The sequence below is a fragment of the Streptomyces sp. CB02261 genome (assembly GCF_001905665.1).
Lineage (GTDB): Bacteria > Actinomycetota > Actinomycetes > Streptomycetales > Streptomycetaceae > Streptomyces.
In genome coordinates this window covers 250,263-273,931 of sequence record NZ_LIVX01000007.1, presented here as the reverse complement: position 1 = coordinate 273,931, position 23,669 = coordinate 250,263, and the positions used below count along the sequence as shown (strand labels likewise).

The following is a 23,669-nucleotide window of genomic DNA, read 5'->3' as shown; positions in this document are numbered from 1 at the left end:
GCGGGGGCAGGACACACCCATGGCACAGGGCACGGTCCAGGTGACGCACACCGGCACATCGCGGTGGCGGCGCCGCACGGGTGAGTACCCCTCGCTGGCCGCCGCGCTCGAGGCGGCCGGTGACGGGGACGTGCTCACCGTCGCCCCGGGCACCTACCGGGAGAACCTCGTGGTGCGCCGGGCCGTCACCCTGCGCGGCCCGGAGGGCGGAGTCGGCTCGGTGCGGATCGCGCCGCCCGACGGGGTGCCGCTGACGCTGCGCGCCTCCGTCACCGTGCAGGACCTCCACATCGAGGGGCAGGACGTGGCCGCGCCCGCGCTGCTCGTCGAGGACGGCACGCCCGAGCTGCTCGACCTGCGCATCATGACCCGCTCGGCGGCCGGGATCGAGGTGCGGGGAGCGGCCCGGCCGACGGTCCGCCGCTGCACGGTCGACAACCCGGCCGGGGTCGGCATCGCCGTACTCGACGGGGCCGGCGGGGTGTTCGAGGAGTGCGAGGTGGTCTCCGCGGGGCAGGCGGGCGTCTCGGTGCGCGGCGGGGCGCATCCGCGTCTCGAGCGCTGCCGGGTGCACCACGCCTCCGGCGCCGGGATCGCCGTCACCGGCGAGGGCAGCGCCCTGGAGGGCATCGGCTGCGAGGTGTACGAGATCAAGGGCGCCGGGCTCCAGATCGCGGCCCGCGCCACCGCGCACCTCACGGACTCCTCCGTGCACCGCACGTCGGCGGACGGCATCACCCTCGACACCGACGCGGTGCTCACGCTCTCGGACTGCGACATCCACGACATCCCCGAGAACGCCGTCGACCTGCGCTCGCGCTCGGTCCTCACCCTGACCCGGTCGACGGTCCGCCGCTTCGGCCGCAACGGCCTGTCGGTGTGGGACCCGGGGACCCGGGTGGACGCCAACCAGTGCGAGATCCACGACAGTACGGGCGACTACCCGGCGGTGTGGGTGAGCGACGGGGCGACGGCCGTCCTCGACGCCTGCCGGGTGCACGACGTGCCGGACGCCCTGTTCGTCCTCGACCGGGGCTCGCGGGTCGACGTCGTCGACAGCGATCTGTCGCAGGTGCGGAACACGGCGGTGTCGGTGAGCGACGGGGCGACGGCGCAGCTCGACGACTGCCGGATCCGGGAGGCCTCGACGGGCGCCTGGTTCCGGGACCACGGCAGCGGCGGCACCCTCGGCGGGTGCACCTTCGACTCCGTGCAGACGGGGGTCATCGTCACCAAGGGCGCCGACCCCACGATCGACCGGTGCACGGTCACCTCGCCCGCCGAGGCCGGGTTCTACGTGTCGGCCGAGGGGCGCGGCTCCTTCCACGGGTGCCGGGTCACCGGGAGCGGCGGTTACGGGTTCCACGTCACGGACGGCTGCCGGACCACGCTGCGCAAGTGCCGTACGGAGCGGTGCGCGCGCGGCGGGTACGAGTTCCCCGAGGAGGGGACGAGCGCGGAGGACTGCACCAGCGACGAGAGCGCGGTCCGGTCCTCCGTACCCGACGGGGGGACGGTCCTGACGGCCACCCAGTCGGCGGGGCTGCTCGGGACGGTGCCCGCGCCGCGGCCCACGGCGCCGCCGCCGGCCGCTCCGGTCCCCGTGCCGGCGTCCCGCTCGTCGCAGGACGTGCTCGGGGAGCTGGACGCCCTGGTGGGTCTGGAGAGCGTCAAGCTGGAGGTGCGCACCCTCACCAACATGATCGAGGTGGGGCGCAGACGTCAGGAGGCCGGTTTCAAGGCGGCCTCGGTCCGCCGCCATCTGGTCTTCACGGGCAACCCGGGTACGGGCAAGACGACGGTGGCCCGGCTCTACGGCGAGATCCTGGCCTCGCTCGGCGTCCTGGAGCGGGGGCACCTGGTGGAGGTGTCCCGGGTGGACCTGGTCGGTGAGCACATCGGCTCGACGGCGATCCGCACCCAGGAGGCCTTCGACCGGGCGCGGGGCGGGGTGCTGTTCGTGGACGAGGCGTACGCCCTGTCGCCCGAGGACTCGGGGCGGGACTTCGGCCGGGAGGCGATCGACACGCTGGTGAAGCTGATGGAGGACCACCGGGACGCGGTGGTCGTGATCGTCGCGGGCTACACGGCGGAGATGGAGCGCTTCCTCACCGTCAACCCCGGTGTGGCGTCCCGTTTCTCACGGACCATCAGCTTCGGTGACTACGCTCCGGAGGAGCTGCTGCGGATCGTGGGGCAGCAGGCGGACGAGCACGAGTACCGGCTCGCGCCGGGCACGGACGAGGCGTTGCTCGTGTACTTCACGAAGCTGCCCAAGGGTCCGGCCTTCGGCAACGGCCGCACCGCGCGGCAGACCTTCGAGTCGATGGTGGAGCGGCACGCGGGGCGGGTCGCCGCGCTCGCCGAGGCGAGCACGGACGACCTGACGCTGCTCTATCCGGAGGATCTGCCCGAACTGCCCTGATCCGCGGTCTCGTGGGGGTCGCGCTGCCGGGGCATGGCGGGGAGCAGCTGGTCGAGGAGGGCGGTGCGGCGGAGGGCGAACGCCGGGTCTGCCTGGTAGTCGGAGTGGCCCAGGATCGGTTCGGGCAGGGGGTGCCGGCGGGTGCGGCCGTAGGCGACCGGATCGAGCAGGACGGCCGCGTCCACGGCCGGCCGGCCGTCCTCCGCCGGGACCCGGACGGGGCCGCCGATGGGGTCGGTGGCACGGTACAGGTTGTTCCAGCAGTGGATCGTCCGGTGCAGGGCGCGCAGCGCGTCGGGGCCGAAGTAGGCGGGGAACCAGCGTCCGTAGAGCCGCTCCAGGGGTGAGCCGTACGTGAGGAGGGCGACCCGGCCCCGGGTGGCGGGCGACAGCTGCCAGACGGCGGCCGCGGCGAGGACGCTGCCCTGGGAGTGCCCGGAGATGACGAGCCGGCCGCCGGTGCTCCGGGTCCAGGAGCTCATCCGCCAGGTCAGGTCGGGGACCGCGCGTTCGGCGTAGCAGGGCGGGGCGAAGGGATGGGCGGCACGGGGCCAGAAGGTGCCGACGTCCCAGAGGATGCCGATGGTGCGGCGGGCGGAGGCGTCCCGGTAGGCGCGACGGCCCCAGGTGACGAAGAGCAGGAAGCCGAAGCCGATCATCCAGGAGCCGAGGGCCTGGGTGGCGGAGGCCACGGCCGCGACGGCGGGGTGGGCTCCGTCGAAGGCCCGCCCGGGGACGTTTCCGCTGGCCCAGGCCCCGGCGACGGAGACGGCCCCGAGGAGCAGGGTGGCGCCGGACACGACGCCGACGAGGACGGGCGCGGAGTCGGTGAGCCCGGCACGGGCCCGGCCGGACGCGATCTGTCCCGTGCGGACCGGGTCGCGTTCGTCGGCGGTGTCGTAGTCGGCCTCGACGGTGGCGCGCAGCCGCCGGGCGGCGAGCACGGTGCGTACGGCGAGGAGGGCGGCAGGTACGAGCAGCAGCAGGAGCAGGACGGGGATGGTGGACGCCTGCCAGCTGAGCAGCACGGGCGGGCCGATCCGGTGGCCGCCGTCGCCCGCGCCGGGGCCGTCGAGCCAGTCGGCGACGCGTTGGGCCACTCCCCCGGACATGACTCCGCCGAGGGCGCAGGCGAGCATGGCGACGGCGGGGCCGCCGAGTCCGCGCAGCGCGGTGCGCGGGTTCCGGCCGGGACGCTGGAGCAGCAGGGCGACCACGCCGAGGGCGACGACAAGGCCGCCCTGGACGAGGGTGAGGGCGCCGAAGAAGGCGTCGCCGGGGAGGGTGCCGGTGGACGTCCAGCCGGGGCGTGACCAGCCGGCGTACAGGGCGGTGAGCGCCAGGAGGGCGAGCGAGGCGCCGGGCAGCCAGGAGACGAGGGCGCGTTCGACGCGCAGGTCGAGGCGGCGCTCGCTGCGGCCGCGGCGGCAGACGACCCACACGACGAGGACGGACAGGGCGACGACGGCGGCCTGGAGGGCCGGGCCGATGACGGCGCCGGCACCGCCGGGGGTCGTGGCGTCGTGGCGTGCGGTCGCCGTGACGAGGGCGGCGGAGACGGTGAGGAGGCCGGCGGCGGTGTGCGCGGCTCTGAGGCGGGCGACGAGCCGGCGCCCGTACCAGAAACCGGGGCGGCCGAGGGCGGGGCGCTGCTCGACGGGGTCCGAGCCGAGCTCTTCGGTTACCGCGGTCGCCGGGCCGGTCGGTTCGGCGGCGGGCGGCGCCGTGCCCGCCGGCCGCGTCCCGACCGGCGGCTGCGGTCCGGTCCACGGTGTCTCCACGGGGGCGTCGTGGCCGGTGGGCGGGCGCTGGGCCTCGTACGCGCTCCAGGTGCGGTTCGACAGGTACCAGAGGAGGCCGACGAGGGCGGTCGGGACGAGGGCGGCGAGGGCGAGGCGGCGGCCGGGGAGGGACCACCAGCCGCCCCGGTCCGCCGAGAGGAAGCCGAGCCAGGAGTAGGCGTCGGCGCAGGTTGCGGTGCCGGCGCACTGCCAGGCCGTCAGGTCGAGCGCGACCTCGCAGGCGGCGGCGGTGAGGAGCACGGTGAGGGTGAGGGCGACGAGCCGGACGACGACCCCGTACAGGCGGACGAGCCCCCGGCCTCCCCGGGAGGGCGGGCGCATCCAGTGCGCCAGGTTGACGACCATGAACGGCAGGAGCAGCAGCCATAAGGCCCGGGCGCCGTCGCCCGAGGTCAGATTGGACCAGCAGTACGCCTCCGGGACCGGGCGCGACGCGTACCGCTCGGGGTGGGCCTCCGCGTCGACGTCCTCGGCGCGGCGGTACATGGCGGCGGTCCGGTCGCCGGTGATCCGTACGGTCCTGGGGTCGTCGAGCATGTCCTGGGGGGTCGCTCCGCCGACTCCGTGGACGAGGAGTTCGAGCGCCGCGCCCCCGCTCTCCGGGGCGGGTGTGGCAGGGGACACTGAGGGGACTTCCTCTCAGGGTGGGAAGATGCGACGTCGGCTACAGGATCGCGGACGGACGTGCATCTGCGCACCGTTCCTCACCGAAATCCGACAGCCATCCCCTTGTCTCCTGCGGAAGGACCGGCCCCGGCGGTGACTGACAACCAGAACCTCCTGGCGGAACAGCGGCGCGCCCTGATCCTCGACGAGGTCCGGCGGCGTGGCGGTGTCCGGGTCAACGAGCTGACCCGGCGTCTCAGCGTCTCGGACATGACGATCCGTCGGGACCTCGACGCGCTGGCCCGGCAGGGCATGCTGGAGAAGGTGCACGGCGGAGCCGTTCCGGTGGTCGAGGCGAGCACCCACGAGCCGGGCTTCGAGGCCAAGTCGGTGCTCGAACTCAGTGCCAAGGACGAGATCGCCCGGACGGCGGCGGCCCTGGTCGCGCCGGGCACGGCGATCGCCCTGTCCGGCGGGACGACGACCTACGCCCTGGCCCGGCATCTGCTGGACGTCCCGGACCTCACGGTGGTGACGAACTCGGTCCGGGTCGCGGACGTCTTCCACGAGGCGCAGCTGGCGGGCAACGGGGCCGAGTCGCGGCGCGGGGCGGCGACGGTCGTCCTGACGGGCGGGGTGCGCACGCCGTCCGACGCGCTGGTGGGGCCGGTGGCGGACCGGGCGGTCCGCTCGCTCCACTTCGACCTGCTGTTCCTCGGGGTGCACGGCATCTCGGTGGAGGCCGGACTGTCGACGCCGAACCTGGCGGAGGCGGAGACCGACCGGTGTCTGATGCAGTCGGCGCGCCGGGTGGTGGTGGTCGCCGACCACACCAAGTGGGGGACGGTGGGCCTGAGCTCCTTCGCCTCGCTCGACGAGGTGGACACCTGGGTGACGGACCGCGGCCTGCCCGAGGGTGCCCGGGGCGAGATCGCGGAACAGCTGCCGGGTCTCGTGGTGGCGGGCGAGGAGCAGGCGTGAGCCGGTTCCGGGTCGAGCGGACGGTGCCGCTGGCCCCCGGAGAGGTGTGGCGCCGGCTGACGGACTGGCCGGCGCACGGCCGGATGGTGCCGCTGACCCGGACGAGGGTGCTGACGCCGGGGCCGAACCGGGTCGGTACCCGGTTCACCGCCCGGACCGGCATCGGCCGGCTGGCCTTCGACGACCCGATGGAGGTCGTGCGCTGGGAACCGCCGGCGGGCGGACGCACCGGCGCGTGCCGGCTGGAGAAGTCCGGCCGGGTGGTGCGGGGTTGGGCTCTGGTCGAGGTGACGGAGACGCCGGGCGGCAGCCGGGTGGTGTGGACGGAGGAGCTGTCCGTACGGGGCGTCCCGCGCGCCTTCGATCCGGTGCTCGCCCTGGCGGGACGGGTCCTGTTCGGCAGGGCGGTGGACGGGCTGCTGCGGAGGAGCTGAGCGCGTCTGTCCGGGGGGCGCCTCTTGCCGGGCGCGTGTGCCGGGGGCGCCCGTCGTCGGGCGGCGTGTGGTCCGGGGGCACCGCTCGTCGGGCGTCCTGCGGGAGGCCCGCCCGGCGGGAGGCGCCCCTCGCCGGGCGTCTGTTGGCCGGCCCGCCATCGGGAGACGCCCCTCGCCCTCTGTGCTGTTGACATCTCGTCAGCTAGGGTGCTCTTTCGCTTCCGTCCTGGGGAGGTACGGTCCATGGCACGCCGACTGAGGCCGGTGGAGCTCGACTTCACCGCATCCGCGCCCGTCCGCCTGGTCTTCACCGCGACGCTGGCCGCACCGCCCCCGGCCGTCTACCGGTCGCTCGCCGTCGAGGTGGGGAGCATGCCCGCCTGGTTCACGGCGGTCGTCTCCGCCGTGCCCACCGCCGACGGGGCCGGCAGGACGGTCCGGCTGCGGGGCGGGATCGCCTTCGAAGAAACGGTCCTCGCCGCCGAACCCGACGTCCGCTACGCCTACCGGGTGGACGCCACCAACGCCCCGGGCGTCACGGCGCTCGCGGAGGAGTGGGCCCTCTCCCCCGCCGGCAAGGGCACCCGGCTGCGGTGGACCATGGCGGCCGACGGCGCGACCCCGTTCCGGCTGGGGCTGCGACTGGCGGGGCCCGGCGTGGGGCTGTCGTTCCGGGACGCGGCGCGCCGGCTCGACCGGCGGCTCACTCCGGCCAGGCCCCGGTCGCCAGGAACCGTTCGATGACGGCGCTGTACGGGGCGATGTCCAGGCCCTGGCCGACCAGCCAGGCGTCGGAGTAGTACTTGTCGAGGTAGCGCTCGCCGGGGTCGCAGATCAGGGTGACGACGCTGCCGGTCCGCTCCTGGGCGACCATCTCGGCGATGATCTTGAAGGCGCTCCACAGGCCGGTGCCGGTGGAGCCGCCCGCCTTGCGGCCGATGGCGGCCTCCAGGGCGCGGACGGCGGCGACGCTCGCCGCGTCGGGGACCTTCATCATGCGGTCGACGGCCCCGGGCACGAAGCTGGGCTCCATCCGGGGGCGGCCGATGCCCTCGATGCGGGAGCCGCAGTCGGCGGTGGCGTCCGGGTCGTGGTGCGTCCAGCCGTCGAAGAAGCAGGAGTTCTCCGGGTCGGCGACACAGATCCGGGTGTCGTGCTGCATGTAGTGGACGTAGCGGGCGATGGTCGCCGAGGTGCCGCCGGTGCCCGCGGTCGCCACGATCCAGGCGGGCTCCGGGAACCGCTCCAGCCTCAGCTGCTGGAACATGGACTCGGCGATGTTGTTGTTGCCGCGCCAGTCGGTGGCCCGCTCCGCGTAGGTGAACTGGTCCATGTAGTGGCCGCCGGTGCGCTCGGCGAGGGCGGCGGCCTCCTCGTACATCGTGCGCGAGTCGTCGACGAAGTGGCACTGCCCGCCGTGGAACTCGATGAGCCGACACTTCTCGGGGCTGGTGGTGCGGGGCATGACGGCGATGAAGGGCACGCCGATGAGCTTCGCGAAGTACGCCTCGGAGACCGCGGTCGAGCCGCTGGAGGCCTCTATGACGGGCTTTCCGGGCCGGATCCAGCCGTTGCAGAGGCCGTACAGGAAGAGGGAGCGGGCGAGGCGGTGCTTGAGGCTGCCGGTGGGGTGGGTGGACTCGTCCTTGAGGTAGAGGTCGATGCCCCACTTCTCCGGGAGCGGGAAGCGCAGGAGATGGGTGTCGGCGGAGCGGTTGGCGTCGGCCTGGACCTTGCGGACGGCCTCCTTGAGCCACGACCGGTACGCCGGGTCGCTGCGGTCGACGTCGACGGTCACCGCCGCGGCGGCCGCCCGGTTCCCCACGCTGTTCTCCGTGGTGCTCATCCGTGCCTCTCCTCGGTCTCTTCCACTCGGTGCCCACTGCCGACGATACCCCTCTCACCTGGGCAAACGATTCCTTTGACTGTCCATAGGGATGACTTGCGGGGAGGCCTTCTGGTGCGGGCGGGGGCGGCCCGGCACACTGGGAACGACAACCGGGTGAAAGGGGCGGATCGGCATGTCGGAACCCGAGTTCAGCGCGAGGGGCGTACGGATCGACCGGTGGCCGCGTTCACTGACGCGCGCCGGGGAGGTGCGGATCGAGGACGGCCGGCTCGCCCTCCTCACGAGTTACGGCAGCGAGATCGACAGCGCGCCGGTCAGCAAGGTCCGGGCGGGACGCCCGTGGTTCGCGCGGTCCGACGAGGCGGTGGCGACGGTGAACGGCACCCGCTACCGGCTGACGCTGCACGGCGACGACCACGGCGCGAGCGAGGACGAGACCGAGGAGACGGGCCGTTTCCTCGCGGCACTGAAGAGGGCTGCCGGGCGGCGCTGACGGGCCGGGGCGACCACGGGCGCGGACGGGGGCCGGCCGCCCTCCGACCTGGCTCCGGCCCGCTGTGAGTTGCGCGACAGTCACCACTGGTTCACGCTGGTATCACCTCACAGAGGGTTCATCGACGGTGACCGTACGTCGAGGTCGCTACCCCGTCCGAGCCCCTGTGTCGCATGGAGAGATCCGAATCTTCGTCTTCTTCCGGACTACTTCGGGGAGTCGCAGCCGTGATCAGCGAGCCGAGCAGGTATTACGCGGTGGAGCTTCAGGCCCTGCCGTCGCGGATCGGACAGGTCCGCAGGATTGTGTCCGCGCATCTGCGTCATTGGCATCTCGACGCGCTGGTCGATCAGGCCGTGCTCGGAGTCACCGAACTTCTGACGAACGTCCACCGGCACGCCCGGCCGGACAAGCGGTGCACCGTCGAGATCGAGCTGTTGCTCGACCGGCTGACGGTCTCCGTCCGGGACCATGACCCGCGGATACCGCAGGCCTGTCGCCCGGAGCCCCTCGATGCCTTCGACGAACTGGCCACCTCCGGCCGCGGCCTCGCCATCGTCGGCGCGGTCAGCGAGAGCTGGGGTGTCCGCCCCTGCGGCGCGGACGGGAAGGTGGTGTGGTTCACCCTCTCTGCACCGCCGCGCGCCGTCCCGGTCATGGCCCGTCCGCACGCCGTGTACGGCTCCGCGACCGAGGGTCCCTTCGTGGGGTACGGGCGGTTCTCCGGCGTTCCGCTCAGCGCCCCGGCCGACCCGTCCCCGGCCCTCGAACCGGCCCTCGCGCCCGAACCGGTGCTGACACCCCAACCGGTCCTCACGCCCGAGCCGGTCCTGACGCCCGCCCCCGCCGTGGTCTCGACCCGCCGGGTCCCGGCGGGCCGGGCGGGCTGAAACCGTCCACGGAGCGCGCGCCGGTGTCCCTCGCCGCGTGAGCCCGTATCAGGCGACGGCGACGAGTGTCAGATAGGCGATGCCGAGGACGCGCCGGTAGCCGTTCAGCCAGCTCGAACGCTGCCGGTCGACGCGCTCGCGGGTCTCGGCGGCGAGCGGGTGGCCGGGGTGGGCGGCGAGCCAGACCTCGGTGTCGTACCGGTAGCCCGACTCGAACTCCTCCCACTCCTCCGCGCTCGCCGTCTCGATCCACGCGGGCCGGAAGCCCGCCTCGACGGCGAGGTCGACGAGTGCGCCCAGGGAGAGGTGGTCGCCGGTGTTCGCGCCCGGCCACATGCCGGCCAGCTCCACCTCGGTGGGGGTGCGCTCCCAGAAGCCCTCCCCGAGCACCACCCGTCCCCCCGGCCGGACCAGCCGGCGCAGCTCACGCAGAGCGGCGGCGGGGTCGTGCGGCTGCTCGGGGTCGCAGAGCGCCTGGCTCGACCCGAGACAGAGGATCGCGTCGACGGGACCGCGGTCGGTGCCGAGGGCCGACTCCTCGACGAACTCGACGCGGTCGGCGAGGCCGCGGGCCCCGGCGAGGGCGCGGCCGCGGGCCAGATCCTCCGCGTTGATGTCGATGCCGGCGCCCTTGGCCATCGGGGCGGCCTCCAGGACGCGGAGGAGCAACTCGCCCCAGCCGCAGCCGATGTCGAGCACGTCGGCGGGCTCGGTGGCGGCGAGCCGGGCGATCATGCGGTCGGCACGGGCCGCGGAGAGCGGGCCGTGGAAGGTGAGGCTGCCGAGGCGCGGAGGAAGATCGGACGCAGAAGAGATCATGAGGCGGAACAGTACGTCGTCCGGCCTGAGCCGCCCACCGGTTTCCCCGCTGACGGGGCGGGTCGCTGGGCGTAGCCTTGCAGTCGTGTACACGACGCGTGTGTCCCGCCATGTCGACGCCCCGCCCTCGGCCGTCTACCGGGCCCTGCTCGACCCGGGAGCCGTCGGCCGCTGGCGCGTCCCGTACGGGATGACCTGCGAGGTGCACGACTTCGACGCGCGGGAGGGCGGAGCCTTCCGGGTGTCGCTGCACTACGAGACCGCGGACGGCACCGGTAAGTCCGGGGAGCGCACGGACACGTACCACGGGCGCTTCGTGGAGCTGCTGGCGGGCGAACGCGTGGTCGAGGTCCTGGAGTTCGAGTCCCCGGACCCCCGTCTGCACGGCGCGATGACCCTGACGACGACCCTGATCGCGATCGACGGCGGCACGGACGTGCTCGTCGTCCACGAGGGGGTACCGGACGCGGTGCCCGCCGCCGACAACGAGACGGGGACGCGCATGGCCCTGGACCGGCTCGCCGCCCTGGTGGAGGGCCGCGCCGAGGCGTGAGGGACGGGCCCCGGGTGTCCGCCGGGCCGCGATCCGGTACGGAGAGGCTCGGCGCTCAGGCCGGTTCGCGATCCGGTATGGAAGGGCTCGGCGCTCAGACCGGGCCGCGATCCGGTACGGAGAGGCTCGGCGCTCAGACCGGGCCGCGATCCGGTACGGAGAGGCTCGGCGCTCAGACCGGGCCGCGATCCGGTACGGAGAGGCTCGGCGCTCAGGCCGGCCCGCGGCCCAGGGCGGCCAGCGGGTCGTCGAGTACGGGCTGCCAGGCCAGTTCCGCGGCGCCGACGAGGCTGTTGTGGTCCAGGGTGCAGGGGAGGATCGGCACTCCACCGCTGCGACCCCACAGGCTGCGGTCGGCGACGACCGCGCGGAGGCGCTCGGGGTCGGCGTCGAGCAGCTCGCGGTGCAGACCGCCGAGGATGATCCGGTCGGGGTTGAGGATGTTCACCAGACCCGCGAGGCCGAGCCCCAGACGGTCGATCAGCTCCCCGACGGCGACGCGGACACCCGGGTCGTCGGGGCTGGTCCGCAGCAGGTCGCGGGACTGCTGGAGCAGGGACACCTCGGGGCCGGGGGCGCGGCCCGCGACCGTGAGGAAGGCGAGCGGGTCGGTCTCGACGTCCAGGCAGCCCCGGCTGCCGCAGTGGCACGGGCGGCCCTCGGGGTTCACGGTGAGGTGGCCGACCTCCAGGGCGAGCCCCGCGCTCCCGGTGTGGAGACGTCCGTCGAGGACGAGCGCGCCGCCGACGCCCCGGTGGCCGGTGGCCACGCAGAGCAGGTCCCGCGCACCGCGCCCCGCGCCGTGGCGGTGCTCGGCCAGGGCGGCGAGGTTCACGTCGTTGCCGGTGAAGGCGGGGCCCTCGATGCCGGCGGCCCGTACCCGTTCGGCGAAGATCTCCCGGACCGGCGCCCCGGCGGGCCAGGCGAGGTGGAGCGGGTTGAGGGCGGTGCCCTCCGGCTCGGCCACGGCGGAGGGGGCGGCGAGCCCGGCGCCCACGCAGCGGCGGCCGCTCTCCCGGAGCAGGGCGGCCCCCGCGTCGACGACGGCACCGAGGACCTGGGCGGGGTCGGCGGAGACGGTGACGCAGCCGGGGGCGGTGGCGACGATGGTGCCGCCGAGACCGACGAGGGCGGCGCGGAAGCCGTCGGCGTGGACCTGGGCCGCGAGGGCCACGGGGCCCTTCTCGTCGACGGCGAGGCGGTGCGAGGGCCGTCCCTGGGAGCCGGCGGCGGCACCGGGGTTGGAGTCGACCCGGATGAGACCGAGGGCCTCCAGTTCGGCGGCTACCGCGCCGGCGGTGGCACGGGTGACGCCGAGCTCGGCGGTGAGGACGGCACGCGTCGGAGCCCTGCCGGTGTGCACCAGCTCCAGTGCGGGGCCGAGCGCGTTGCGCCCCCTGTCCAGCCGTGTCCGGGTCGTCGTCGCCTTGCCGTTCATGGGTGGGAGTCTCCCATGATCGGACGGCGGGGCCGCGCCGTACCCCTGCCGGGCGGGAAGCGGGGGACGACCGCCCGCTTGTCGACCGGCGGGGTCTCCCCCTATCCTGAGTTTGTGCCGCTACTAAACAAAGTACGGACGGCCGCCTCGGGGGGCTCCGGCGGAGACACCGCCACCCGCTCCCTGTCCCGCCTCCGCGTCGCCCTGACCCTCTTCTTCGCCCTCGACGGCTTCCTGTTCGCCGGCTGGGTCGTCCGCATCCCCGCCGTCAAGCAGCAGACCGGCGCCTCGGCCGGTGACCTCGGCCTCGCCCTCCTCGGCGTGTCCGCGGGCGCCGTGATCACCATGACGCTGACCGGCCGGCTCTGCCGCCGCTACGGCTCGCACGCGGTCACCGTCGCCACCGCCGTCCTCCTCTCCCTGTCGGTCGCGCTGCCGGCCCTCACTCGTTCCCCGCTCGCGCTCGGTCTCGTCCTGCTCGTCTTCGGGGCCGCGTACGGCGGGATCAACGTCGCCATGAACAGCGCCGCCGTCGATCTCGTGACCGCGCTCCGGCGCCCCGTGATGCCGAGCTTCCACGCCGCCTTCAGCCTCGGCGGCATGATCGGCGCGGGCCTCGGCGGTCTGCTCGCCGGGGGCCTCTCCCCGACCGCCCACCTCCTCGGCCTCACCGGCGTCGGCCTGGTCCTGACGGCCGTCGCCGGTCCCGCACTCCTGCGCCACCCCTCCCCCACGCCGCCCAAGTCCCTCGCACCCGCCGCCCGGACCCCCGGCAGCCCGTCACGGGCCGGGACACGCCGTGTCGTGCTCGTCTTCGGGGTGATCGCGCTCTGCACGGCGTACGGCGAGGGGGCACTCGCCGACTGGGGCGCCCTCCACCTGGAGCAGGACCTGGGAGCGCACCCCGGCGTCGCCGCCGCCGGGTACTCCGTCTTCGCGCTGACCATGACCGTGGGGCGCCTGACCGGCACCGCCCTGCTCGAACGCCTCGGCCAGACCCGCACCCTCGTCGCGGGCGGCGCGACGGCCGCCGCCGGAATGCTGCTCGGCGCACTCGCGCCGACCGTCTGGGCCACGCTCCTCGGCTTCGCCGTCACCGGCCTCGGGCTCGCCAACATCTTCCCCGTCGCCGTGGCCCGCGCGGGGGCCGTGGCCGGCCCCGGCGGCGTGGCGACCGCGTCGACGCTCGGCTACGGCGGCATGCTGCTCGGCCCGCCGTCCATCGGCTTCCTCGCCGACTGGTTCTCCCTGCCGCTGGCGCTCACGACGGTCGCCGCACTCGCCGCCGGTGCGGCCGCGATGGGCTACTGGGCGCGGAACGCGGGGTCCGAACCAGCGAGTTGAGTCCGGTGCCGCCCCCTCGCCCGCAGGTCCGGAGCTGCGAGAATCCGGCCCATGGACACGACCGCCGGGGGAACCATGAAGATCACGGAGCACATCGACGCGCTGGAGGCGGCCGGCCGGGGCCTCGCGGAGGCGGCTGAGGCCGCGGGGCCGGACGCCGAGGTGCCGACCTGCCCGGGGTGGCGCGTCCGGGACCTCCTCCGGCACACGACGATGGTGCACCGCTGGGCGACGACCCACGTGGCCGAGGGGCACACCACGTACCAGCCGGGCGACGGCGAGCCCGCGCTCGACGGCGACGAACTGCTCGCCCACTACCGCGAGGGGCACGCGGGCCTCGTCGCCGCCCTGCGCGCGGCGCCGGAGACGCTGGAGTGCTGGACGTTCCTCCCCGCGCCCTCCCCGCTCGCCTTCTGGGCACGCCGGCAGACGCACGAGACGACCGTCCACCGCGCGGACGCCGAGTCCGCGCTCACGACCGGCCCCGGGCCGGTGGACCCGAGGGTCGCCGCCGACGGGATCGACGAGTTGCTGCGGGGCTTCCACGGCCGGGACCGCAGCAGGGTGCGAACGCCGGAGCCCCGGACGCTGAGGGTACGCGCGACGGACACGGGCGACGTCTGGACGGTGCGCCTGTCGGCGACGGAGCCACCGCGGACGGAACGGGAGGCTCGACCGGCCGGGGGCGTGGCCGGGGCTGGGGGTGTGGCTCGTGGTGCCGGGGCGGGCTCGGAGTCGGCTGGAGCCTCCGCTTCGGTGGGGGCCGCGGCCGTGGCTCCGGCCGCGGCTTCGGCGGTCACCGAGCTGAGCGGCCCCGCCGACCGCCTGTACCTGACCCTGTGGAACCGGCTGCCGACCGATGCCGTGACGCTCACCGGGGACGAGGAGCTCGCCCGGCTGTGGCGGGAGACCTCGGGGATCACCTGGTCCTGAGCGGAGGACCGCAAAGGGCGCTCGGGGGCGGGGGCGACGCGTCGGCCCGGCGGGGTGCTCGCCCGTACTCCCGTAGGTGGGGACGTGCCCCGCCTCTCGGTGGGGACGTGCCCCGCCGCGGCTCAGCCGCGCGGCAGCAGGCCCACGTCCTGGCCCAGTCGGCGGGCGGCCGTCGCGAAGAACGTGTCGCGGTCCTCGACGACGCGGTTGAACTGACCGAACACCTCGAAGGAGACCAGGCCGAAGAGCTGCGACCAGGCGGCGACGAGCGCGACGGCGAGGGCCGGCGGGAGGTCCGGGGCGACGTCGGCGGCGATGCGGGCGCCCTCGGGGCGCAGGGCCTCGGGCAGCGGGGGGAGGGCGACGCCCTCGCCGGCGTGGGCGTCGCGGGCGATCTCGATGAGGACGAGGCCGACGCGGGCGGCGGGGGCGACGGTGTCCTGCGGCGCGGAGTAGCCGGGTACCGGGGACCCGTAGATCAGGGCGTACTCGTGGGGGTGGGCGACGGCCCAGACGCGGACCGCCCGGCAGACGGCGGTCCAGCGGTCCAGGGGGCGCAGCGCCGACGTCCGGGCGGCGGCCTCCTCCGCCGCCGCGCCGACGGCGTCGTAGGCGTCGACGATGAGGGCGGTGAGCAGGTCGTCGCGGCTCGGGAAGTAGCGGTAGAGCGCGGAGGACACCATGCCGAGCTCACGGGCGACGGCCCGCAGGGACAACTTCGCGGCGCCTTCGGCGGCGAGCTGGGCTCGGGCCTCGTGCTTGATGGCGGCGGTGATCTCGATACGGGCGCGGGCGCGGGCTCCTCGAACGGTCGTCATGGAGAGCAGTGTGCCACTTCCAGAGCGCCGCTTCGAAATGAGAGCAGTGCTCTTGCTCGGGAGCACCGCTTCGTGCACACTGATCTCAAGCGAGAGCAGTGCTCACACTTTGCTTCGCGGATGGCCACCGACTCCCCAGGAGGAACCATGTCCGCTCAGCCCAGCACCCCGCACGTCATGAAGCCCGGCTGGTTCACCGTGAACGTCCTCAACCGCGCCGTCGCCTGGATGACCCGGCGCGGCATCAGCGTCTGGGGCTCCCGGGTGCTCGCCGTCCGCGGCCGCAAGAGCGGCGAGTGGCGCCGTACGCCCGTCAACCTCATGACGATCGACGGCGCCCGATACCTCGTGGCGCCCCGTGGCCACGTCCAGTGGACCCACAACATGAGGGCCGCCGGCGGCGGGCAGCTGATCCTCGGCAAGCACGTACAGGAGTTCACCGCCGTCGAGGTCGCGGACGACGACAAGCCGGCGCTGCTGCGCGCCTACCTCAAGCGCTGGAAGGCCGAGGTCGGTGTCTTCTTCGGCGGCGTCGGCCCCGACTCCTCCGACGCCGAGCTGCGCGCCGTCGCTCCGAAGCACCCCGTCTTCCTCCTCACGACGACGGGCCCCACCACCCCGGCCGCGTGAACCGGCCGGAGCGGCGGAGCCCGTCCGCTGCCTCACCCACCCCCGCGACGCCGCGGCGTCAGGGCGCTTCCGGAGCGTCGGTCGCCGCGGCGCCCTCGGAAGCCTCGGCACCCTTCGGGGTCTCCGGTACGTTCGCTCCGTCACCCTCCGGCGACGCCGACCGTTCCTTCTGTCCGACGCCGCGCCCGGCCGGGCCGACGCCGGACGTGGTGTCCATCCGCCGGTCCAGGACCTCCAGCGCCCGCCGGGCCATGCCGTTGGAGCGGACCATGCCGCCGAGCGTCGCCGAACCCCGGGTGATGTCCGCGAACGCGTTCCACGCCGGGCGGAACCCCGTGATCGTCGCGTGCAGCAGCCCCGGTCGCCGCTCGAACAGCGCCAGCATCCGCCGCCCGACCGCCATCTCGACACCCAGCCCCGCCTTGATGGCGAAGGCGTAGTTGAGGGCCTGGCGCCGGGCGTCGACCGCGTCGCCGGCCTCCGCGACCCGCACCGCCCACTCCCCCGCGAGACGGCCCGAGCGGAGCGCGTACGAGATTCCCTCACGCGTCCACGGCTCCAGGAGCCCGGCGGCGTCACCGCAGACCAGGACCCGGCCACGGGAGAGCGGCGAGTCGTCCGTGCGGCAGCGCGTCAGGTGACCGGAGGAGATCGAGGGCTCGAAGCCGGCCAGGCCGAGCCGGGCGACGAAGTCCTCCATGTACCGCTTGGTGGCGGCACCCTCGCCGCGCGCCGAGATGACACCGACGGTCAGCGTGTCGCCCTTCGGGAAGACCCACCCGTAACTGCCGGGCATCGGGCCCCAGTCGATGAGGACACGGCCCTTCCAGTCCTCGGCCACGGACGGCGGCACGGGGATCTCCGCCTCAAGGCCCAGGTCGACCTGACCGAGCTTCACCCCGACATGGGCCCCTATGCGGCTCGCACTGCCGTCGGCACCGACGACCGCGCGCGCGAGCACCGTCTCACCGTCGGCGAGGACGACGGCGACGGTCCGCCGGTCCGGGACGGACGGGCCGTGCTGCTCCACCCGGGTCACCGTGGCACCGGTCCGCAGCTCGGCACCGGCCTTCTGCGCGTGCTCGACGAGCTGGGCGTCGAACTCCGGCCGGTTGATGAGCCCGAAGAGCATGCGGCGCGAGCGCCGGGTGCGGGCGAACCGTCCCTGGAGGGAGAAGGTGACCGCGTGCACCCGGTCCTGGAGGGGGAGTTCGAAGCCGGGCGGCAGGGAGTCACGGGACGGGCCGATGATGCCGCCGCCGCAGGTCTTGTAACGGGGCAGCTCGGACTTCTCCAGGAGCAGCACCCGGCGCCCGGCCACGGCGGCGGCGTAGGCCGCCGTCGCGCCGGCCGGTCCCGCGCCGACGACCACGACGTCCCAGACGTCCGCCTCCACGCCGTCCGGCGCGTGCGCCTCCACGTCCGCCGCCGAGGCCTCGTCCGCGTCAGCCGCCGGATCCGCACCGGCCGTCGGATCCGCGTCCGCCCCCGGGTCCGCGGCCGCCGTCGGATCCGCCTCCGCCGCCTCGTCCACGTCCGCCGCCCCGTCCACACCGATGCCCTCAGGAGCCGCGCCTTCGGGCGCGGTGTTCTCCGGACCGGCGTTCTCTGCGTGCTCGCTGCTCACGATGTGCTTCTGCTCCTGATCCGACCGGTGGTCTGCTCCTGACGCATCCTACGGCGCGGTCACCGAGGCCTCGCGCCGTAGGATCGACGGTGCGTTCGTCGTACCACGACATACGCCGATCGCCGTCCCCACGTCGTAACGTCGCACCCACCAGGAGCGTGCCCATGACCTCGAATCCGATCGCCGAGACCGTACGGTCCCTGATGCCCCGGGCCAAGGCGGAGCTCACGGAGCTGGTGGCCTTCGAGTCGGTGGCGGACGAGGCCGTGGCGCCGCGCAGCGAGTGCGAGGCGGCGGCGAACTGGGTTGCGGACGCCCTGCGCGCCGAGGACTTCCAGGACGTGGCGCTGCTCGACACCCCGGACGGCTCGCAGTCGGTGTACGGCATCCTGCCCGGCCCGGCCGGGGCGCCGACCGTCCTCCTCTACGCGCACTACGACGTGCAGCCGAAGCTGGACGAGTCCGCCTGGCTCTCCCCGCCGTTCGAGCTGACCGAGCGCGACGGACGGTGGTACGGGCGCGGTACGGCCGACTGCAAGGGCGGCTTCGTGATGCACCTGCTCGCGCTGCGCGCCCTGAAGGCGAACGGCGGCGTCCCCGTGACGGTCAAGGTGATCGTCGAGGGCTCGGAGGAGCAGGGCACCGGCGGGCTGGAGCGGTACGCCGAGCAGCACCCCGAGCTCCTCGTCTCCGACGCGATCGTCATCGGCGACGCGGGCAACTTCCGGGTGGGTCTGCCGACGGTGACGGCGACCCTGCGCGGGATGACGATGATCCGGGTGCGGATCGACACCCTGGAGGGCAACCTGCACTCCGGTCAGTTCGGCGGCGCCGCGCCGGACGCGCTGGCCGCGCTGATCCGCGTACTGGACTCGCTGCGCGGCCCGGACGGTTCGACCGTCATCGACGGCCTGCCGTGCGAGAAGGACTGGGAAGGTCTGCAGTACCCGGAGGACGCCTTCCGTCAGGACGCCAAGGTCCTCTCGGGCGTGGACCTGCCGGGCGCCGGTACGGTCGCCGACCGGATCTGGGCGCGGCCCGCCGTCACCGTCGTCGGAATGGACTGCCACCCGGTGGCCGGGGCGACCCCCTCGATCCCCGCGTCGGCCCGCGCGCAGATCAGCCTTCGGGTGCCGCCGGGTCAGGACGCTGCCGAGGCGACGAAGCTGCTGTTCGCCCACATCGAGAAGCACACGCCGTGGAACGCCCGGGTCTCGCTGGAGCAGGTGGGCCAGGGCCAGCCCTTCCAGGCGGACACGTCGAGCCCGGCGTACGCCTCGATGGCCGAGGCCATGCGGATCGCGTACCCCGGTCAGGAGATGCAGACGGCGGGCATGGGCGGCTCGATCCCGCTGTGCAACACGCTGGCCGAGCTGTACCCGGAGTCGGAGATCCTGCTGATCGGGCTGAGCGAGCCCGAGGCGCAGATCCACGCGCCCAACGAGTCCGTCTCGCCCGAGGAGCTGGAGCGGCTCTCGGTGGCGGAGGCGCACTTCCTGCTCTACTACGCCCGTTCGAAGCAGGCCTGACCGGGAGCCGGTTCAGCGTTCGGCGAAGCTCGCCGAGAGCGTAGAGACGTACGGCGGACCTGCGCGGATGCGTAGGTTCGCCGTATGGAACCCACCCGGATCACCTCGCGCCTGCACCTTCTCGACTTCTCCATCGGACAGGCCTACCTGTGGCAGGACGAGGAGGAGCTGACTCTGATCGACGCCGGCTGGGCCGGCACGGCGGCCGGGACGGCGACGGCGATACGCGCGGCCGGCCTGGACCCGGACCGGCTGCGCCGCATCGTGCTGACCCACTGCCACCGGGACCACGTGGGCTCGGCGCAGGAGCTCGCCGACCGCCACGGCGCCGAGGTCCTCGCGCACCGGCTCGACGCGCCGGTGGTCCGGGGCGAGGCACCGGTGCCGGAACCGGACCTCCTGGACTGGGAGATCCCTCTGTTCGCGCACGGGATGACGGTGCCGGAGGCGCCGCCGACGCGGGTGGACCGGGAGGTCGAGGACGGCGAGGAACTCGGCTTCGGCGACGGCGCGGTGGTCGTCCACACGCCGGGACACACGCCCGGCTCGATGGCCGTGCATCTCCCGCGTCACGGCGTGCTGTTCACCGGGGACACGGTGGCGTCCGTCCAGGGCGTGACCTTCGGTGTGTTCCACGTCGACCGGGCGCTCGCCCTCGACTCGATGCGGCGCCTCGCGAAGCTCGCCCCCTCGGTGCTGTGCTGCGGCCACGGCGCCCCGGTGACCGAGGACGCGGCGGCCCGGCTCGCCGCGGCCGCCGGATAGGGCGGGCGCCGGACAGGGCGGACGGCGGACAGGGCGGGCGGCGGTCAGCCCACCGGGGCTCCCGCCTCCAGGTTGAGCACCGTGCCGCGTTCGCGTGCGCGCAGGGCCCAGCGCAGGCGGCGGTAGCGGACGGGCGGCAGGAGTTCGGCGGCCTCCTCCTCGGTGACGAAGCGCCAGCCGCGCAGCTCGGCGCCGGGGAGGCGGACGCGCGCGGTCTCCTCCGGGCCGAGTCTGCCGCCGTCGAAGAGGAGGCGCAGACCTCCGTAACCGGGCGGCTGGGGGCGTTCCCAGTCGACGAGCAGGAGGCGGGGCACGGCGTCGAGTTCGAGGCCTATCTCCTCGGCCACCTCGCGCATCCCGGCGCGGGCCGGGGGTTCACCGGGCTCGACGACGCCGCCGGGGAACTCCCAGCCGGGCTTGTAGGTGGGGTCGACCAGGAGGAATCGGTCCTGGTCGTCGAAGAGAAGGACGCCGGCGGCGAGGGTCTCCCCGGTCGGTTCGGGGGTCTGGACGATGCCGCACGAGGTGACGCGACCGGTCCGGACGGCGTCGGCGACGGACCGGGCGGCCTCGGCCACGGTGAGCGCCGAGGTGTCGACGGTGTACGCGTCCGCGGCGAGCCAGTCGCGGGCGGCGCGGTAGGGCGTGAGGTGCGTGTGACACCACTCGCGTACGCGTGCGTCGACCTCGGGGTCGCCGTACTCCGACCGGCCGTCGATCCGCTCCCGCAGGATCGTTTCCTCCGGGTCGAGCAGGACGTGGCGCACCTCGATCCGGCGGGCGGCGAGTCCTCCGAAGATCTCGTCCCGGTACTCCTGCCGGAGCAGGGTCATGGGGACCACGAGGACGCCTCCCAGCTCGGCGAGGAGGGCGGCGGCGGTGTCGACGACGAGCCGGCGCCAGATCGGCAGGTCCTGGTAGTCCTCGACCTCGGCGAGCCGCTTGGCCGGGAGGAGCCGGCGCAGTCCCCCGCCGGTGAGCTCGGGGTCGTACAGCGTGCTGTTCGGGATCAGCTCGACCAGCTCGCGCGCGGTGCTGGACTTTCCCGCGCCGAACGCACCGTTGATCCAGACGATCACGATTCCCCCTCTTCGGTAGCCCCCAGTGGCTTGCCCGCAACACCCTGCCACGGAAACCCGCGATCGCGGGTCTCGGCATGTGCGTGACACTTCCGCGCGGCCGTCGTTGAGAACGGCAAGCACGAGGGGGTGCGCAGATGAGTCGTATGGTTCTCGAACGGTTTCCGGCCGGCGGCCCGCGGGGCAGCCTGCCGGCGGAGGAGTTCGCCGGCGCGCGGCGCGACGAAGGGGTGCCGGCCCGGGTCGTGATGGACCTGGAGTCCGACACGTTCCTGGTGATCGTGGAGCAGCGGGCTGCGGCGGAGCGCGTACGGAGGGAGTGACGGCGCCTCAGCAGGTGCCGGGCCGCTCGGCGCCGTCGCTTCCTCGATGACCTCGGCCCCTCGGGTTCCCCAGGGCCCCGGCCTGTTCAGCTCCCCGTCCCGACCCCCGCCCCTCCCCCGGCGCTCGCTGCCGCCGCCGCGCCCAGCAGGCCCGCGTCGGTGCCCGTGAGCGCGGGGACGACGCGCAGGTTCCGGACGAAGGAGAGCGTGGCGTACGAGGCGAGGCTGCGGCGGAGCGGGGCGAAGAGGACCTCGCCTGCGCCCGCGACCCCGCCGCCGACCACGGCGATGTCGATCTCGACGAGGGTCGCCGTCGCCGCGATGCCCGCCGCGAGCGCCTGGGCCGCCCGCTCGTACGAAGCGACGGCCACCGGGTCCCCCTCCCGCGCGGCGGCGGCCACGGCGGCGGCGGAGACGTCTCCGTCGGGCCCTGGCCGCCAGCCGTTCTCCAGGGCGCGGCGGGCCAGGTGCGGGCCGCTGGCGATCCGCTCGACGCAGCCGCGCCCGCCGCAGGCGCACGGCTCGCCGTCCATGTCCACCACCATGTGGCCGATGTGACCGGCGTTGCCGGTGGGGCCGGGGTGAACCCGGCCGCCCAGGATCAGACCGCCGCCGACGCCCGTGGAGACCACGAGGCACAGGGCGTTGTCGTGGCCCCGGGCGGCGCCGAGCCAGTGCTCGGCCGCCGTCATGGCGACGCCGTCGCCGACCAGGGTGACCGGCCGACGTCCGCCCGCCGCCCGGTGGACCCGCTCGACGAGCGGGAAGTCTCGCCAGCCGGGCACGTTGACCGGGCTCACGGTGCCCCGGTACGCGTCGACGGGGCCGGCGCTGCCGATGCCGACGGACCCGGCGGCCTCCCACAGCGGCGAGGCCGCCAGGTCGGCGAGCACGTCCTCGACCGCGCCCATCACCGTCTCGCCGTCCTCACGCGCGGGCGTCGGCCGCTGGGAGCGGACGCGGATGCCGCCCTCACCGTCGACCAGGGCCCCGGCGATCTTGGTTCCGCCGATGTCGAGGGCGGCGACGAGACCGTCTGCGGGGCCGGTGGCGGGATCGGTCAGCATGGTGCGGGGTCTCCAGTCGGCGGCGCGGGCGGAACGGTGGTCCATACAGTCTCCCGCGCCATGACAACGTTGTCCAGGGCCTATGCTTCCCCCAGAGGGACACCGCACCGATCTTCGACGGAGGAACCGCACACCGTGGCCGACATCGCCCGCCGCCCCGAGCACCGCTACGGCAACCGGCCCACGATGAAGGACGTCGCCGCACGCGCGGGCGTCGGCCTGAAGACGGTGTCCCGGGTGGTGAACGGCGAGCCGGGCGTCACCCCGGACACCGAGCGCCGGGTCCAGGAGGCGATCGAGGTCCTCGGCTTCCGGCGCAACGACAGCGCGCGCGTGCTGCGCAAGGGCAGGACCGCGACCGTCGGCCTCGTCCTCGAGGATCTCGCCGACCCGTTCTACGGGCCGCTCAGCCGGGCCGTCGAGGAGGTCGCGCGGGCGCACGGCGCCCTGCTCATCAACGGTTCCAGTGCCGAGGACCCGGGCCGGGAACAGGAGTTGGCGCTCGCCCTGTGCGCACGCCGGGTCGACGGTCTGATCGTCGTCCCCGCGGGTGACGACCACCGGTACCTGGAGCCGGAGATGAGGGCGGGTGTCGCCACGGTCTTCGTGGACCGCCCGGCGGGGCTGATCGAGGCCGACGCCGTCCTCTCGGACAGCTACGGCGGGGCCCGGGACGGGGTGGCCCATCTGATCGCCCACGGGCACCGCCGCATCGGCTTCATCGGCGACCGGCCGCGCATCCACACGTCGTCCGAGCGGCTGCGCGGCTACCGCGCGGCCATGGAGGACGCGGGTCTGCCGGTCCGGGACGCCTGGGTCGCGCCCGGCTCCACGGACCCCGAGCGGGTGAGCGCCGCCGTACGGGAGCTCCTCTCGGGGCCGGAGCCGGTGACGGCGCTGTTCGCGGGGAACAACCGGGTCACGGTCACCGTGGTCCGGGCCCTGGCGGGGCACCCGCGGCCGGTCGCCCTGGTCGGCTTCGACGACATCGAGCTGGCCGATCTCCTGGGTGTCACGGTCGTCGCGCAGGACCCGGCCGCGCTCGGCCGGACGGCGGCGGAGCGCCTGTTCCGGCGCCTCGACGGGGCCGACGAGGCGCCGCAGCGGGTGGTGCTCGGCACGACGCTCCTCGCCCGTGGGTCGGGCGAGATCGCGCCACCGCCGACCGACTGAGATCCCCGGGGCGGTCGACCGGTCCGTGACCCCCGTCCGTCCCGGCTCCTGCTCGCCCCGGCCGTCCGGACCCCGGCCTTCCTCCTCCCGG

General features: G+C 74.4%; 21 protein-coding genes and 1 pseudogene. 14 read left to right on the top strand and 8 right to left on the bottom strand.

Annotation, left to right across the window (positions count from 1 at the left end):
* Positions 1-19: 19 nt before the first annotated feature.
* On the top strand, positions 20-2,425 hold the full coding sequence (locus tag AMK29_RS23875; protein WP_073816399.1) for a right-handed parallel beta-helix repeat-containing protein: 2,406 nt from the start codon (positions 20-22) through the stop codon (positions 2,423-2,425).
* On the opposite strand, the gene AMK29_RS23870 is transcribed toward AMK29_RS23875, so the two are convergent.
* Positions 2,395-4,851 (bottom strand): hypothetical protein, encoded by a 2,457-nt coding sequence (locus AMK29_RS23870; protein ID WP_073816397.1) that lies wholly within the window; start codon positions 4,849-4,851, stop codon positions 2,395-2,397. The two genes, AMK29_RS23875 and AMK29_RS23870, sit on opposite strands and share 31 nt — an antisense overlap.
* A 135-nt stretch (positions 4,852-4,986) precedes the next feature.
* Between AMK29_RS23870 and AMK29_RS23865 the strand changes: the two genes are divergently transcribed.
* The 3 genes from AMK29_RS23865 to AMK29_RS23855 all read left to right on the top strand — a co-directional run bounded on the left by AMK29_RS23865 (position 4,987) and on the right by AMK29_RS23855 (position 6,992).
* Positions 4,987-5,814, top strand: a complete 828-nt coding sequence (locus AMK29_RS23865) for a DeoR/GlpR family DNA-binding transcription regulator (protein WP_198942325.1) — start codon at positions 4,987-4,989, stop codon at positions 5,812-5,814.
* On the top strand, positions 5,811-6,248 hold the full coding sequence (locus tag AMK29_RS23860; protein WP_073816395.1) for an SRPBCC family protein: 438 nt from the start codon (positions 5,811-5,813) through the stop codon (positions 6,246-6,248). Before AMK29_RS23865 ends, AMK29_RS23860 begins: the two co-directional genes overlap by 4 nt.
* Positions 6,249-6,491: 243 nt before the next feature.
* The gene (locus AMK29_RS23855; protein WP_073816393.1) at positions 6,492-6,992 is read left to right on the top strand and encodes an SRPBCC family protein; all 501 of its coding nucleotides are present in this window, start codon (positions 6,492-6,494) and stop codon (positions 6,990-6,992) included.
* Here AMK29_RS23855 and AMK29_RS23850 read toward each other — a convergent pair.
* Entirely contained in the window at positions 6,952-8,094 is a 1,143-nt protein-coding gene (locus tag AMK29_RS23850) for a PLP-dependent cysteine synthase family protein (protein ID WP_073816391.1), read from the bottom strand. The genes AMK29_RS23855 and AMK29_RS23850 overlap by 41 nt on opposite strands.
* 175 nt (positions 8,095-8,269) lie before the next feature.
* On the opposite strand from AMK29_RS23850, the gene AMK29_RS23845 reads away from it, so the two are divergent.
* Positions 8,270-8,590, top strand: a complete 321-nt coding sequence (locus AMK29_RS23845) for a hypothetical protein (protein ID WP_073816388.1) — start codon at positions 8,270-8,272, stop codon at positions 8,588-8,590.
* Between the two features lie 227 nt (positions 8,591-8,817).
* Positions 8,818-9,294: pseudogene (locus AMK29_RS23840) on the top strand (ATP-binding protein); the annotation flags it as partial.
* A 234-nt stretch (positions 9,295-9,528) separates the two neighbouring features.
* Here the strand turns inward: AMK29_RS23840 and AMK29_RS23835 are convergent.
* A complete protein-coding gene (locus AMK29_RS23835; protein WP_073816382.1) occupies positions 9,529-10,299 on the bottom strand; it encodes an SAM-dependent methyltransferase in 771 nt (256 codons plus the stop codon).
* Between the two features lie 85 nt (positions 10,300-10,384).
* Between AMK29_RS23835 and AMK29_RS23830 the strand changes: the two genes are divergently transcribed.
* Positions 10,385-10,852 (top strand): SRPBCC family protein, encoded by a 468-nt coding sequence (locus AMK29_RS23830; protein WP_073816379.1) that lies wholly within the window; start codon positions 10,385-10,387, stop codon positions 10,850-10,852.
* Positions 10,853-11,063: 211 nt separating this feature from the next.
* Here AMK29_RS23830 and AMK29_RS23825 read toward each other — a convergent pair whose 3' ends face one another.
* A complete protein-coding gene (locus AMK29_RS23825; RefSeq protein WP_073816377.1) occupies positions 11,064-12,290 on the bottom strand; it encodes an ROK family protein in 1,227 nt (408 codons plus the stop codon).
* A gap of 114 nt (positions 12,291-12,404) precedes the next feature.
* Here AMK29_RS23825 and AMK29_RS23820 point away from each other — a divergent pair, with 114 nt between their 5' ends.
* Together AMK29_RS23820 and AMK29_RS23815 are read left to right on the top strand one after the other, a co-directional pair.
* Entirely contained in the window at positions 12,405-13,634 is a 1,230-nt protein-coding gene (locus tag AMK29_RS23820; protein ID WP_073816375.1) for an MFS transporter, read from the top strand.
* Between the two features lie 75 nt (positions 13,635-13,709).
* The gene (locus AMK29_RS23815) at positions 13,710-14,567 is read left to right on the top strand and encodes a maleylpyruvate isomerase family mycothiol-dependent enzyme (protein WP_073817182.1); all 858 of its coding nucleotides are present in this window, start codon (positions 13,710-13,712) and stop codon (positions 14,565-14,567) included.
* 122 nt (positions 14,568-14,689) lie between these two features.
* Here the strand turns inward: AMK29_RS23815 and AMK29_RS23810 are convergent, their stop codons facing one another.
* A complete protein-coding gene (locus tag AMK29_RS23810; RefSeq protein WP_073816374.1) occupies positions 14,690-15,385 on the bottom strand; it encodes a TetR/AcrR family transcriptional regulator in 696 nt (231 codons plus the stop codon).
* Between the two features lie 147 nt (positions 15,386-15,532).
* On the opposite strand from AMK29_RS23810, the gene AMK29_RS23805 reads away from it, so the two are divergent.
* On the top strand, positions 15,533-16,015 hold the full coding sequence (locus AMK29_RS23805) for a nitroreductase family deazaflavin-dependent oxidoreductase (protein ID WP_073816372.1): 483 nt from the start codon (positions 15,533-15,535) through the stop codon (positions 16,013-16,015).
* Positions 16,016-16,073: 58 nt separating this feature from the next.
* Here AMK29_RS23805 and AMK29_RS23800 read toward each other — a convergent pair whose 3' ends face one another.
* The gene (locus AMK29_RS23800) at positions 16,074-17,435 is read right to left on the bottom strand and encodes a geranylgeranyl reductase family protein (protein ID WP_079197125.1); all 1,362 of its coding nucleotides are present in this window, start codon (positions 17,433-17,435) and stop codon (positions 16,074-16,076) included.
* A 371-nt stretch (positions 17,436-17,806) separates the two neighbouring features.
* Between AMK29_RS23800 and AMK29_RS23795 the strand changes: the two genes are divergently transcribed.
* Both AMK29_RS23795 and AMK29_RS23790 read left to right on the top strand, forming a co-directional pair.
* A complete protein-coding gene (locus AMK29_RS23795) occupies positions 17,807-19,171 on the top strand; it encodes a dipeptidase (RefSeq protein WP_073816370.1) in 1,365 nt (454 codons plus the stop codon).
* An 84-nt stretch (positions 19,172-19,255) separates the two neighbouring features.
* The gene (locus AMK29_RS23790) at positions 19,256-19,936 is read left to right on the top strand and encodes an MBL fold metallo-hydrolase (RefSeq protein ID WP_073816368.1); all 681 of its coding nucleotides are present in this window, start codon (positions 19,256-19,258) and stop codon (positions 19,934-19,936) included.
* Positions 19,937-19,980: 44 nt separating this feature from the next.
* On the opposite strand, the gene AMK29_RS23785 is transcribed toward AMK29_RS23790, so the two are convergent.
* Complete coding sequence (locus AMK29_RS23785; protein ID WP_073816366.1) at positions 19,981-21,015, bottom strand: NUDIX hydrolase; 1,035 nt, start codon at positions 21,013-21,015, stop codon at positions 19,981-19,983.
* A 137-nt stretch (positions 21,016-21,152) separates the two neighbouring features.
* Here AMK29_RS23785 and AMK29_RS23780 point away from each other — a divergent pair, with 137 nt between their 5' ends.
* Positions 21,153-21,338 carry a hypothetical protein gene (locus tag AMK29_RS23780; protein WP_073816364.1) on the top strand — a complete coding sequence of 62 codons (186 nt, stop codon included), beginning with the start codon at positions 21,153-21,155 and terminating at the stop codon, positions 21,336-21,338.
* Positions 21,339-21,424: 86 nt separating this feature from the next.
* On the opposite strand, the gene AMK29_RS23775 is transcribed toward AMK29_RS23780, so the two are convergent.
* Positions 21,425-22,405 carry an ROK family protein gene (locus tag AMK29_RS23775; protein ID WP_073817179.1) on the bottom strand — a complete coding sequence of 327 codons (981 nt, stop codon included), beginning with the start codon at positions 22,403-22,405 and terminating at the stop codon, positions 21,425-21,427.
* 135 nt (positions 22,406-22,540) lie between these two features.
* Here AMK29_RS23775 and AMK29_RS23770 point away from each other — a divergent pair, with 135 nt between their 5' ends.
* Complete coding sequence (locus AMK29_RS23770) at positions 22,541-23,578, top strand: LacI family DNA-binding transcriptional regulator (protein WP_073816362.1); 1,038 nt, start codon at positions 22,541-22,543, stop codon at positions 23,576-23,578.
* Positions 23,579-23,669 lie beyond the last annotated feature (91 nt).